Genomic DNA, 13,044 nt, shown 5'->3' on the forward strand with positions numbered 1-13,044 from the left:
GGTAGCGGAAGGGGCCCGGGTCCCTGCGAAATCCCTGCGCCTTTCAGCTCATTCCGATGGCCAGCCGGATCAGGTCGGCCATGCGGGTGATGCCAAGCTTGGCGCGCATCAGGCTGGCGGTGTTGGCGACCGTCTTGTAGCTCACGGACAGGGCGCTCGCGATCTCGGTCAGGCTGCTGCCCTCGGCCAGCAGACGCAGGATCTCCATCTCGCGGCTGGTCAAGCGATCCAGCGCGCCACCGGCCGAGACCTGACGCAGCGCCAGATCCTGCGCCACCGAAGGCTCGATGAAGCGCCGCCCCTCCGACGCCGCGCGCAACGCGTCGAGCAGCTGCTGCGGTGCAGCGTTCTTGGTCACGTAGCCCAGGGCACCGGCCTGCAGCGCGCGCTGCGCATAGAGCGGCTCGGTATAGGCACTCAACACCACCACCTGCACACCCAGGGCGCGCAACTCGGCAATCACGGTTAGGCCGCTGCGCCCGGGCAGGCCGATATCGAGCACCGCGAGACGCGGGCGGAATGCCTCCGCCACCGCCAGCGCCATCTCCGCGCCGTCGGCCTCGCGCAGCTCCGCCCCGAGCCCGACCTGCAGCACCTGGCGCAGCCCGGCCCGCAGCACCGCATGGTCATCCACGATCAGGATCTTCACGGCGCCGCGGCTCCCTGGCATGGCGCCGCGGCCAGGCCCTGGGCGGGAACCACGGCGGCGAGGCGCCAGCCGCCCTCGCGCCGGACCTCCAGTGTGCCACCCAGGGCGCGCAGCCGCTCTTCCAGTCCGATCAGGCCGAGCCCGGTGCCCTGGATCGCGGCCGCCTGCCCGTCATCCTCGACGCTGAGCGACGCGACCGGGCCATGCACGGCGGCGGCGACGACGACATGCGACGGTCTGCCATGCCGGACCGCGTTCGACAGGCCCTCCTGCGCGACCCTGAACAAAGCCGCGCGTACCGGCTCCCCGAGGGTGTCCAGCTCCGGCTCGATCTCGGCGGTGAACACCGTCTGCGGCCGGACGCCGCGCCAGAAATCGAGCAGGCCGGCCACCGATCCGGCGAGCTCCACCGGGGCGGGAGCACTGTCGCGTAGCCGGTGCAGCATCCCGCGCACCGCCGCCTGCAGCCCCTCGGCCGCTTCACGCATGCAGCGCAGCGATCCTCCCGCCGCCGGGTGATCGCCGTCCCGCTGCTGCATCTCGGCCGCCGTTGCCCAGGCGGTCAGGGCGAACAGCAGCGGGCCGACCTCGTCGTGCAGGTCGCGCGCGAGTTCGGCGCGCTCCTCGTCGGCCAGGCGCTCGAGCTGGACCGACAGGCGGCGGTTGTCGGCAGAGGCGCGCGCCAGGGCGGCCTGCATGCGGTTGAACGACGCGGTGAGTTGGGCGATCTCCGGCGGCCCCAGCTCGGCCAGCGTGTGGCTGGGGAGCCCCTGCTCGATCCGCCGCAAGGCGTCGCCCAGCGGGCGCAGGCGGCGCAGGCTCATTGCCGTGGTGGCGACGCAGAACGATGCCGACAGCAGCGACGAGAGCAGCAGCAGGCCGATCAGCCGCCTCGCCTCGCTCCAGCGCTCGGCGATCTCGTTCGATGCCAGCGGCACCAGCCGCAGCGTCCCCCCTGGCACCACAAGCTCGACCGGCCGCAGCGAGGGCGCGACCAGCACCGTGAACCAGGCAGGGGGCAACAGCTTGCCGTGCGCCGGCTGCGAGCCCTGCACCACCGTGCCGCCGACGACCAGCTCGGCCCGCAGATGACGGCTGCCGTCGAAGCCGCCGACCAGGCGACGCAGCGCCTCCCTGCCGGGCGGCCTGCCGATATCCTGCAGGGCGGCGGCGACGCTGCCGGCGCCGGTACGCAGCGCCGCGGACAGCTCGGAGCGCACCATGTGCGCCGATTGCAGGGCGGTGATCCAGGTCCCGACCGCGAAGCTTGCGAACAGGGCCGCCGCCACGGCCAGGATCAGTCGACGGCGCAATGACATGCGAGGGCAACGATACCAGACGCCGAGGACTGTCAAGCGGCACGTCGGGAAGAATTCCCGCCCTCTCCGGGAGATGCGCCCATGGCGCGGCGCCGGAAAGGCGGGCCGAATGGAATGGATTTAGCGGACCAGCCTAGCCATGCGTGCAGCCCCTGCACTGCCCGCCCCGATCGTGACCGCGACCCACAGGTTCCTGACGGCCACCCTCCTGACTATCGGCGGGTTCCTGGCGGTCAGCGGACTGCTGGCGAGAGGTGCACTAGCCCAGGGCGCGCCGCCCGCGCCGGAGCAGGTCATCGTCATCGGCACCTCGCCGCTGCCCGGATCCGGCATCGCTCGCGACAGCGTGCCGGCCGAGACAAGCGTGCTGGACCGCGCCGACCTTGCGCGCGACGGCACTCCGGATCTGCTGGCCGCACTCAACGAGCAGCTGCCCGGGGTCAGCCTGGATGCCGCATCCGGCAACCCGTTGCAGCCAACCCTGCAATATCACGGCTTCCAGGCGTCTCCGCTGCAGGGCACCGAGCAGGGGCTTGCGGTCTATCTGAACGGCGCGCGCTTCAACCAGCCGTTCGGCGACACCATCAACTGGGACGTGATCCCGCAGGTGGCCATCGACCGGATCGACGTCGAAGGCTCCAACCCGGTATTCGGACTGAACGCGCTCGGCGGTTCGCTAAACGTCCGGATGAAGAACGGCTTCACCTACGCGGGCGGCGAGGCCGACGCGTCCGGTGGCTCGTTCGGCCAGGCACAGGGCGAGGCGCAATATGGCGCAGTGAGCGGCGACACCGCGATCTATGTCGCCGGCAACGTGCTGCACCAGGATGGCTGGCGCGACCTGCAGAGTTCCGACGTCCGCAATTTCTATGGCGATGTGGGCTGGCGGCGCGACGCCATCGAGCTGCATGCCAACCTCACGCTGGCGAACTCCGTGCTGAACGGTCCCGGCACCTCGCCGGTGGAGCTGCTGGCCGCCGATCCGGCCGCCCAGTTCACCGCCCCGAACGCCAATTCCAACAACTATATCGCCGCCAACCTCAACGGCAGCTATGCGATCACCGACGACACCTCGCTGCAGGCGGTCGCCTACTACCAGTATCTGCAGCAGCGCGTGGTCAACGGCAACGCCCCGAACGACGTGCCCTGCGACGACGGTTCCGGCCTGCTGTGCAGCGATCCCGGCACACCGTCCACCACGCGCGACGGCGCCACCATCACCGACTTCCTGCAAGGCGGGCCGTATTCCGAACTCGACGAGCAGACCACGAACACCAACGGCTACGGCGTGTCGGCACAGATCACCAACACCGCCACCCTGTTCGGCCTGCACAACCATTTCGTGGCAGGCGGCAGCTTCGATGGCGCGCAGACCATGTTCAGCGCGGCCGCCTATATCGGCGGCCTCACGGCGGACACCCGCGCATTCGCCGGTCCCGGCATCCTGATCGACGAGCCAGGCAGCAACGTCCCGGTGCGGGTCGCGGTCGGCGACGCCTATGCCGGTGCCTTCCTCGCCGATACGCTTGACCTGACCCCGGCAATCGCCATCACCGCATCCGGCCGTTTCAACAACGCGGAGATCGACCTCGCCGACCAGCAGGGCGGCGATCTCACCGGCCAGCACAGCTACAGCCGGTTCAACCCCGCAATCGGCGCCACCTGGAAGGTGCGATCCTGGCTGACCGCCTATGCCGGCTACTCGGAGGCGAACCGGGCCCCGACGCCGGCGGAGCTGTCCTGCGCCAGCCCGGCGGATAGCTGCAGCCTCGCCAATTTCTTCACCGGCGATCCCGACCTCAAGCAGGTGGTGGCTCACACCGTCGAAGCCGGATTACGCGGCACGTTAGGCGCCGCTTCCGGCATCCGCGCCACCTACGACATAAGCCTGTACCGCACCGATCTCGACGACGACATCGGCTTCGTCAACAGCTTGACGCTGGGACGTGCCTTCTTCCAGAATATCGGTGGCACGAGGCGGCAGGGAGTGGATGCGAGCCTCGCGGTGCGGGGACGGCGCTGGCGCGTCTATGTCGATTACAGCTACACCGACGCGACCTACCTGACCGGCTACGTGGAAAGCGCCGGCAGCAATCCCGCCGCCGACGCCGACGGCAACGTCACCATCATGCGAGGCGACCGGCTACCCGGGGTGGCGCCGAACCAGATCAAGTTCGGCGGCAGCCTGCAGCTGACCGATGCGTGGCTGATCGGCGGCAGCGCGCTGTACCAGAGTGGACAATATCTTGTCGGCGACGAGGCGAACCTCACTCCGCGCCTGCCGGGATTCATTACCGCGAACCTCTACACCCGCTACCAGCTCACCCAGCGGGTCCAGCTGTTCGGCCAGATCCAGAATATCGGCAACGAACGCTACTACACCTACGGCACCTTCTCGCCGACAGCCGCGGTCTATCTGTCGCAGGCGCCGAATGCGTCCAATCCGCGCAGCTACTCGCCGGCAGCCCCGATCGGCGGCTTCGGCGGAGTGCGGGTGAGTTTCTGATGACCGTTCCGGCTACCCCGGCCGAAGCGCCCTGGCAGCATCATCCGGTCCGCTCGCCCAGCTGGATCGCCGCCTCATCCAGGAAGCCTCCGGACTGTCGCTGCCAAAGCGCCGCGTAGGCGCCGCCGCGTTCCAGCAGCGCCGCGTGGGTGCCGTGCTCCACGATGCGGCCGGCATCGATCACCGCAAGGCGGTCCATGCGCGCGATGGTAGACAGCCGGTGCGCGATCGCGATCACCGTGCGCCCCTGCATCAGCGTATCGAGCTGTTCCTGGATCGCCGCCTCGACCTCCGAGTCCAGCGCCGATGTCGCCTCGTCCAGCACCAGGATCGGCGCGTTCTTCAGCACCACGCGGGCGATCGCGATGCGCTGGCGCTGGCCGCCGGACAGCTTGACGCCGCGCTCGCCGACATGCGCCTCGAAACCGCGGCGGCCCTGCCAATCCTCCAGTTGCTCGATGAACTCCAGCGCGTGCGCCTGCCGCGCGGCATCGATGATCTCGGCCTCGCTGGCCTGCGGACGGCCATAGCGCAGGTTGTCGCGGATCGAGCGGTGCAGCAGCGAGGTGTCTTGCGTCACCATGCCGATCTGCGCGCGCAGGCTCTCCTGGGTGACGCCGGCGATGTCCTGGCCGTCGATCAGGATGCGGCCGGAGGCGGGGTCGTGGAACTTGAGCAGCAGGTTGACCAGGGTGGACTTGCCGGCCCCCGAGCGCCCGACCAATCCGACCCGCTCGCCGGCGCCGATCGAAAGATCCAGGTCGCGCAACACGCCGCCGCGCCGGCCGCCACCGGCCCTCAGGCGATCGGGCGCCGGTTCCTCGGCATCCGGTCCAACACGGCCGTAGTCGAAGCCGACATGCTCGAAGCGGATGGCGCCGCGGGACAGCTGCAGCGGCACCGCCTGGTCGCGGTCCGGCATCTGCCGGGGCACCGCGATCGAGCGCATGCCGTCCTGCACCACGCCGACATTCTCGAAGATGCCGGTGATGTTCTGCGCTACCCAGCCGGCCATGTTGGAGATCTGCCACGCCAGCGGCAGCGCGGTGGCGACCGTGCCGACGGGCACCCGGCCAGCCCGCCAGGCCAGCATCGCCAGCAGCCCGGTGCCGACCACCATGGTGGCGTTCATCAAGGCCAGCGTCACGCTCCACAGCGTGATCAGCCGCAGCTGGCGATGGAACGCGCCGGTATGCTGGTCGATGGCCTCGCGCACGAAGGCATCCTCGTCGGTGGAGCGGGCGAACAGCTTGACGGTGAGGATGTTGGTGTAGCTGTCGACGATGCGGCCGGTCAGGTTCGAGCGCACCTCGGACATGTGCCGCGAGCGCTCGCGCATGCGGGGCACGAATACCCGCAGCAGGGTGCCGTATGCCACGAACCACAGCACGATCGGGATCGCCAGCCGCCAGTCGGCCCGCGCCAGCAGCACGATGGCGCTGCCGCCATACACCATGATGTACCAGACCGCGTTGGTGCCGGCGACCACGCTCTCGCGCAGGGCGGGCCCGGTCTGCATCACCCGGTTGGCAATCCGGCCGGCGAAGTCGTTCTGGAAGAAGGTCCAGCTCTGCCGAACCACGTGCCAGTGGTTCTGCCAGCGGATCAGGTTCGACATTCCGGGCGCGATCGCCTGGTTGGTGACCAGGTACTGCGCCAGCAGCGCCGCCGGACGCAACAGCAGCAGCACCGCAGCCATGCCGAGTAGCTGGTGGCCGGCGACGGCGAACAGGCGGTCCGGCCTCAGCGATGACACCAGGCTGACCACGCGACCGATGAAAACCGGGATCAGGGTGTCGAGCAGGGCCACCACCAGCCCGGCCACGAACAGGGACGCGACCAGCCCGGGCGCCTGCCGGACGAAGTGCCAATAGAAGCGCGACAGCGCGCGGGCGCTGTCCACCGGCGGCGGCGGCCGGTCCGGCGGCAGGGCTGTGGGAGACAGCAGGCGTTCGAAGAAACCGAGCATGGGGAGGCGATGCACCGCCCCCGCCCGCACGTCAACACGCCCCCGCCGGGCTGTCCGCCGGTCCGCAGGCCCTCGGCGAGCCTAGAATGCCTTCACGAAGCGCAGCGTGAAGCCGATATCGTCCTTGAAGCCGCCGACGACGTTGATGTCGTGATAGACCTTGGCGAGCAGCTGGATCGTCGGTGTCGGCCGGAAGGCATACTCGCCACGGATCTGCTGGTATTCGGTCTTGCTGCCATTCGGAATACCGTTGATGGTCTGCGTGCCGCCGAACTCGCCGAGCCACCCGACAGCGAAAAACGAGGTCGGTGTGATGTCGTAGTTGAGCCACGTCTCGACCTGGTAGCTGCTCTTCTGCTTCAGGGTCTGGCCCAGGACATTGGCGTCGGTGTTGTCGCCAGTATAGATGTAGTCGAGGTCGATGTCGATCCCGAGACCCTTGTAGAGGCGTTGGGTATAGTTGGCCTGGATGTCCTCGGCCCAGCTGTTGGTGCCGATCGAGAGGGCGCGGCTCGAACTGTAGCTGCCGATCGGCAGCGACGTGTAGCTGAACAGCGTCAGGTACTGCTTGGCGGCAACATTCGAAATACCCCACACGCCTACGCTCAGGATCGGATCGGCGGCGCCAAAGGTGTTGTTCAGGTGCGCCCCTCCGATATCGACGTTGTTCAGGCTGGCGACCGGGATCAGGAATTGCGCCACATAATGAACGCCGAACACGGAGTTGTAGTATACATACCTGAATATGCCGAGGTTCTCGTCCAGATGCGTCTGCCTGGTGTACGTTCCGGCGGTGGTGCTGTTGTATGCATTGGCGTGCGAGAACGAATAGTACCCCAGCACGACGTTGGTGCCGTCCGGCGCATCGACATAGTCGTTTGCTTCCACATCGATCGCGCGCACGGGTGAAGTACAGGCGAGGCTCGAAACCGCCGCAACGATCGCAGACGCGGCTATCCGCTCGATCATTCGAATCATTTTGCGTTTCCCCCAGGTTTTATAATCGACGCTTTTGTTGCGTCTTCATAGTCTTCAGAAGTGGGCGCTGCTCATTTTCCTGTAGAGCGTGCTGCGCGAGACGCCAAGAAGCCTTGCCGCTGCTGCAAGATTTCCATTGCAGTTCCGTATTGTCTGCAGGATCGTCGCGTGCTCGGCCATCCCGAGCGTCGCAACACCGGCAATCGTGGCACCGGGTGGTGCCGGCACCGTCTCCATCGTCAATTCGCCTACCTCGACGTCGGGCTGCTCCGCCATCAGCAGCTGGCTCTCGACCATGTTGCGCAGTTCGCGGACGTTGCCGGGCCAGTGATACGCTTCCACCAGCCGCATCACCTCCGGTCCGAACCGGCGCATCGGTACCCCGTGCCGAGCCGACAGGCTTCTGTTAAAATGCTCGATCAGGACAGGAACATCGCCCGTGCGCTCGCGCAACGGCGGCGGCCGGATCGTGGTGACGCTGATGCGATAATAGAGATCCTTCCGGAAGCGTCCGGCCGCGACCTCTGCCAGCAGGTCACGATTGGTCAGGCACAGCAGCCGGACGTTGACGGGGCGCGGATGCCCATCCCCCAGCCGGTAGATGACGCCTTCCTCCAGCGCCCGCAGCAGCACCGGCTGCAGGTCGAGCGGCAGTTCGCCGATCTCGTCGAGGCAGAGCGTGCCGCCGTGTGCCATCTCGAACCTGCCGGGTCGGCCCTCGCTGGTCGCCCCGGTGAAGGCGCCGCGGACATGCCCGAACAGCTCGCCCGCAAGCAGGTCGCGGGCGACGGCGCCGCAGTTGAACACCACGAACGGACGGCGGCCGCCATCCGCCTCGTCACCCGCTGCCATGCCATGGATCGCGCGTGCGAACAGCTCCTTGCCGACCCCGGTCTCGCCGTGGATCAGCACCGGGACCGGCTTGCCGACCAGCCTGCGCGCGCGTGCCTTGGTCTCGACCATGCCCGCGCTCCGGCCAATGATGCGGTCGAAATCGGCCTCGCCTGCCGTTCTCGCCGGCACGGCGCAGGCGGTGCCCGGCCGCACCTGCGACGGCACCACCAGCACCGCGCCGATCGAGCGCCCGTCGAAGCGCACCGGGCTGAACCACTCCGGACGCAGCCCGTCCGGCAACCGGTCCGCCCAGGCCTCCACCGCCGAACTGTCATCGAGGCCGGGGACGCGCTGGCCGATCGCCACCATCGACGGCACCCGGCCGGTGCTGTGCACCAGCCGCCCGCGCCGGTCGATCGCCACCATGCCGGCCACGTCGGCTTCCGACACGCGGTCGAGGCAGATCTCCAGCAGGCGCATGCGCTCGTGCATCGCGCGCTCGGCCAGCACCAGCTCGATCTGCCGCGCTGTCGACACCGCCAGGGAGAGGTTGTTGCGCTGGTAGGTCGAGGGCGGCCCGGAGATATCGATCACCCCCAGCATCGCCCCGGTGCCGGGCTCGAACACCGGCGAGGCGGCGCAGGTCCAGGCCTTGATGCCCTCGCAGAAATGCTCCGACGCATGCACCTGCGCCGGCCGGCCGGTGGCGATCGCTGTGCCGATGCCGTTGGTGCCGATCGACTGCTCGCGCCAGTCGCCGCCTGGCGTGAGGTGGATCTCCTCGCCCTCGCCCAGCGTGTGCGGATCGCCGGCCACCTCGAGGATCACGCCATCGCGGTTGGTCAGCAGCATCATCGAACGCGAGCCGCTGAACATCTCGCCGACCTGGGCGAATACCTCGCCGGCAGCGGCGAGCAGCTCGGCATTGCGTGCCCGCAGCAACGCCATGGCGCCACCGGAAGCCACGATCGGCGCCGAGCGCCCGGTTGGATTGATGCCGAGCTGGCGGCTGCGCAGCCAGGACGCCACCACGAAGTTGCGCGACGGCACCATGACCGAGCCATCGCCGGTCAGGAAGCGCTCCCACGCCTCCATGGTGTCGCTCGCCTCGGTATGCCGCGCGATCGCCGGGGTCGCGAGCAGCACCGGATCGGCAAGGCGTGGCCGGCCGGCACCCGCCCGGTGTGCCGCGACGCGTCCGGTCATCCGACCTACCGGCACGACCCTTGGCTTCCGGGCAGCGTCGCCATCACGCCCGCCCCAGCAGCTCGCCGCCGCCGCCGAGTGCAACACCCGCGGTCGGATCGAAATTGTCCGGCCTGGTGGCGATCAGGGTCTGCGTCGTCAGGATCAGGCCGGCGACAGAAGCGGCATTGCGGATCGCCGTGGTGGTGACGCGCACCGGATCGATCACGTCGGCCTCGATCAGGTCGCAGAAGCTGTTGCTGCGCGCGTCATAGCCGGTGCCGCGCGGCGACGCCGACACCCGGCTCACGATCTCCTGCGGCGACAGGCCGCAGTTCGCCGCAATGCAGGTGAGTGGTTCCGCCAACGCCGACAGCAGCAGGTTGGCGCCTTCGCGTGCGCTGCCGGACAGGCTGTCCACCAGGCCCGCCAGATCCGGCACGACCTGCAGCATGGCGGTGCCGCCGCCGGGGACGATGCCCTCCTCGACCGCCGCCCTCGTCGCATTGATCGCATCCTCGATCAGCTGGACGCGCCGCTTCTGCTCCACCGGGGTGACACCGCCGGCATGGATCGTTGCCGATCCCCCGGACAGCTTGGCGAGGCGATCCTGGTACTTGTCGCGCTCGATGTTCTGCGGCGCGTTGTCGAACTGCCGGCTGATCTGGGTGCGGCGCGCGGCGATCGCGGTCTCATCGCCGCCGCCGGCGATGATCAGCGTCCGGTCGGCCGACACCCGCACCTGGCGCGCGCTGCCGAGATCGCGTCGCTGGACTTCGGCGATGCTGCCGCCGAGGTCGCGCGCGATCACCCGGCCGCCGGTGGCGATCGCGATATCCTCCAGCATCGACTTGCGCCAATGGCCGTATTCGGGCGGATGGATCGCCGCCACCGGCGCCTGGTTGCGGTCGCGGCGCGCCAGCAGCTGCACCACGCAGGCCGGCGCCACTTCTTCGGCGATGATCAGCAACGGCTGCATGCTGCCGGCGAGGATCGCCTCGATCGCCGCCACGTCGGCCTGGCTGGTCAGCTTGCAATCCGTCATCAGGATCAGCGGCTCGTCGAGCACCACCTGCATGCGCTCGATGTCGGTCACCATGTGGTGCGACAGGTAGCCGCGGTCGAACGACATGCCGTCCACCACCTCGAGCGTGGTCTCCACATTGGTGCCGAACTCGACGGTGACGATCCCGGTCTCGCCGACCCGGTCGATCGCCTCTGCCACCATGCTGCCGATCGCCGCATCGTTGGCGGCGATCACCGCAACCGCCCGCGTCTCGCGCAGCCCCGCCACCGGCCGCGCGCTGTGCTTCAGCGCCGCGACGGCGGCGTCGACCGCCTGCTCCAGCCCGTGCACCAGCTCGACCGGATTGGCGCCGCGGGCCAGCGCCGCGAGCCCCTGCTGCACCATCGCGTCGGCGAGCACGGTGGCGGTGGTGGTGCCGTCGCCGGCGACCTCGTTGGTCTGGTGGGAGACCTCGCGCACCACCTGCGCGCCCATGTTCTCGAACGGGTTCTCCAGCTCGATCTCGTGCGCGATGCTGACGCCGTCGCGCGACACCAGCGGGGTGCCGACCGGCCGATCGATGATGGCGTTCATGCCCTTCGGCCCCAGCGTGCCGCGCACCGCCTTGGCGAGCTTTGCCACTCCGCGTCCGAGCGCCTCGCGGGCAGCCTCGTCGTGCAGCATCATCTTGGCCATGTCATGCTTCCCCAGCCTGTTCTCTTGCGAGCGGCATTCTTGTTCTTGGTCTTGCGGCAGTGGGACGGTGGTCAGGCCGGTATCGGTCGTCCCCCCGCACGGCCACGTACGAAGTCGAGCAGCGTCGGTTCGCGGGCCGGCTCGGGCAGCGCCTCGCCGAAGCGTGCCGCCAGCAGACCGCGGCAGAGCGCGCCGTTGAACTCGACATTCACCGTCACCCGGCGCAGGTCGCGGCGATGGGCAGCGAACGATGCCGGCGTGACCGCGTCGCCCCGCTCGTTGACGAACGCCGGGTCGGCATCGCCGGCCGGCCCCACCAGGCTGCGACGGGCGAGATAGCGGGCGACCAGACGAGCGCCCTCAGGCCGCAGGTCGACGGACCGCAGGCCGCCGATCGAAAGCGACAGGATGGCGGCCTCGTCATGGCCGGCGCCGCTCAGGTGGTTGAGCACCGCCAGTTGCCGCCGCTGGAATGCCTTGAGCGCGAAGATGTGTCGCACCGCCTCCAGGTTGCCGTCGGCCTCCTCGGCGAATGCTTCCTGGAAGGACTGCCCGCTCGCCATCGCGCGGTTGATGGTTTCGGCATACATGTGGTCGCCCAGTTCGAGCCGGATGCGGCCGACCCAGGGCAGCGACGCCACCTCGCGCCGCATGTCGTCCGCCATCAGGAAGGCGAAGTTGGCGGCGCACCAGTATGTCGGCAGCCGGAAGCCGATATCGACTGCTCCGGCGTCGTCGACACCGACGCCGGTGACAAAACCGAGATCAAGCACGCTTTCGTCGAGTTCCGGGTCATCGACCCGGGCAAGCCGGGCCAGCACTTCGCTGACCCGACCGCCCTCGCCCGTGACAGGCACAAGATAGGACATCGCCCCGCTCCGCTACTCTGCCGCCACGCGCTCGCGGAGACCGAGCCTCTGCTTCTGCTCCTCGACATTGATGTCGTAGAGGCGCGCGGCATTCAGGCCGAGGATCTTCTTCTTGGTTTCACGCGTCAGCGACACACCGGTCTCGCGGGCGACGTCGTCCGGCAGCTCGAAGTTCATGAACTTCTCGACCAGCCATTTCGGCGTCCAGATGCCGTAGTCGCTGCCGTAGAGGATCTTGTCCTCGCCGACCCAGAACAGCAGCTCCGAGATGATGTGCGCGAAGTAGGCCGGCCGGCTGTGGATGAACGGCAGCGCCACCGCGAGACCCGCGTAGACGTTGGTCTCCTGGGTCGCAATCCAGCAGAAATCGTCCAGGCGCGGCAGGCCGCAATGCTCGACGATGAAGTTCATGCCCTGGAAGCTGGTCGCGACATCGTCGATGTCGGCGACGTCGAACGCATCCCGGTTCAGCGGCAGGATGGTCGGGCCCTTGTGCACGTGAATGTTCTTGATGCCGAGCTTCTGCGCCGCCTCGACATAGCGGTAGCTCTCCTTGTCGGACAGCTTGTAGCCCTTGCTCTCGCCCTTCCACTCCGCCGTATAGAGCTTGACCCCCTTCAGGTGGTATTTCTCGGCGAGCGCATGCAGCGCCTCGATGCCACGCTCGCCGTCGCGCGGATCGAAGGCGCCGTTGAGGATGAAGCGGTTCGGATGCTGCTCGGCGATCTCGGCGTTCTGCTCGGTCGTATTGAAGCCGTTGACGTAGAAGTCCTTCAGGTATGTCGGCTGCAGGATCGCCATGTCGTCCGGACCGTCGATGAACAGGTCGCGCACCATCTGCTCGGACCCGTAGCGCTCGAACTTCTCGCGGCTCCAGAGCTCTTCCTTCGGGCTCAACCCGGTATGGTAGGCGTAGAAGCAGTTGATGAACTCGGCGCCGTGCACGTTCTTCTGGTTTTCCGGACGCGCATCCCAGTTATGGACGTGCCCGTCGATGATGAAGATGTCCTCGCCATCCTTGGTGCGATACATC

Annotated in this window: 9 protein-coding genes; 1 reads left to right on the forward strand and 8 read right to left on the reverse strand. The window is 68.3% G+C overall.

Annotated elements, in window-relative coordinates; genetic code table 11:
- Positions 1-43: 43 nt before the first annotated feature.
- A complete protein-coding gene (locus tag FE263_RS13580) occupies positions 44-649 on the reverse strand; it encodes a response regulator (RefSeq protein WP_171034105.1) in 606 nt (201 codons plus the stop codon).
- Entirely contained in the window at positions 646-1,968 is a 1,323-nt protein-coding gene (locus FE263_RS13585) for a HAMP domain-containing sensor histidine kinase (RefSeq protein WP_138326553.1), read from the reverse strand. Before FE263_RS13585 ends, FE263_RS13580 begins: the two co-directional genes overlap by 4 nt.
- 139 nt (positions 1,969-2,107) lie before the next feature.
- Here FE263_RS13585 and FE263_RS13590 point away from each other — a divergent pair, with 139 nt between their 5' ends.
- Entirely contained in the window at positions 2,108-4,474 is a 2,367-nt protein-coding gene (locus tag FE263_RS13590) for a TonB-dependent receptor (RefSeq protein WP_138326554.1), read from the forward strand.
- Positions 4,475-4,514: 40 nt separating this feature from the next.
- On the opposite strand, the gene FE263_RS13595 is transcribed toward FE263_RS13590, so the two are convergent.
- The 6 genes from FE263_RS13595 to FE263_RS13620 form a co-directional block, all read right to left on the reverse strand.
- Positions 4,515-6,443, reverse strand: coding sequence for an ABC transporter ATP-binding protein (locus tag FE263_RS13595; RefSeq protein WP_138326555.1), 1,929 nt, complete (start codon positions 6,441-6,443; stop codon positions 4,515-4,517).
- An 81-nt stretch (positions 6,444-6,524) separates the two neighbouring features.
- The gene (locus FE263_RS13600) at positions 6,525-7,421 is read right to left on the reverse strand and encodes a transporter (RefSeq protein ID WP_138326556.1); all 897 of its coding nucleotides are present in this window, start codon (positions 7,419-7,421) and stop codon (positions 6,525-6,527) included.
- A gap of 54 nt (positions 7,422-7,475) precedes the next feature.
- Positions 7,476-9,461, reverse strand: a complete 1,986-nt coding sequence (locus FE263_RS13605; protein ID WP_138326557.1) for a sigma-54-dependent Fis family transcriptional regulator — start codon at positions 9,459-9,461, stop codon at positions 7,476-7,478.
- 43 nt (positions 9,462-9,504) lie between these two features.
- Entirely contained in the window at positions 9,505-11,142 is a 1,638-nt protein-coding gene (groEL, locus tag FE263_RS13610) for a molecular chaperone GroEL (protein ID WP_138326558.1), read from the reverse strand.
- Positions 11,143-11,213: 71 nt separating this feature from the next.
- Positions 11,214-12,011, reverse strand: coding sequence for an iron-sulfur cluster assembly protein (locus FE263_RS13615; protein WP_138326559.1), 798 nt, complete (start codon positions 12,009-12,011; stop codon positions 11,214-11,216).
- 12 nt (positions 12,012-12,023) lie between these two features.
- On the reverse strand, positions 12,024-13,043 hold the full coding sequence (locus tag FE263_RS13620) for an amidohydrolase family protein (RefSeq protein ID WP_138326560.1): 1,020 nt from the start codon (positions 13,041-13,043) through the stop codon (positions 12,024-12,026).
- Position 13,044 lies beyond the last annotated feature (1 nt).

It is taken from the genome of Lichenicoccus roseus (assembly GCF_005844085.1).
In the GTDB taxonomy this organism is placed as follows: Bacteria; Pseudomonadota; Alphaproteobacteria; order Acetobacterales; family Acetobacteraceae; genus Lichenicoccus; species Lichenicoccus roseus.

Coding starts and splice junctions, on each gene's coding strand:
- FE263_RS13615 (WP_138326559.1), bottom strand. CDS start 12,011: ATGTCCTATCTTGTGCCTGTCACGGGCGAGGGCGGTCGGGTCAGCGAA.
- FE263_RS13590 (WP_138326554.1), top strand. CDS start 2,108: ATGCGTGCAGCCCCTGCACTGCCCGCCCCGATCGTGACCGCGACCCAC.
- FE263_RS13595 (WP_138326555.1), bottom strand. CDS start 6,443: ATGCTCGGTTTCTTCGAACGCCTGCTGTCTCCCACAGCCCTGCCGCCG.
- FE263_RS13585 (WP_138326553.1), bottom strand. CDS start 1,968: ATGTCATTGCGCCGTCGACTGATCCTGGCCGTGGCGGCGGCCCTGTTC.
- FE263_RS13605 (WP_138326557.1), bottom strand. CDS start 9,461: ATGACCGGACGCGTCGCGGCACACCGGGCGGGTGCCGGCCGGCCACGC.
- FE263_RS13620 (WP_138326560.1), bottom strand. CDS start 13,043: ATGTATCGCACCAAGGATGGCGAGGACATCTTCATCATCGACGGGCAC.
- groEL (WP_138326558.1), bottom strand. CDS start 11,142: ATGGCCAAGATGATGCTGCACGACGAGGCTGCCCGCGAGGCGCTCGGA.
- FE263_RS13600 (WP_138326556.1), bottom strand. CDS start 7,421: ATGATTCGAATGATCGAGCGGATAGCCGCGTCTGCGATCGTTGCGGCG.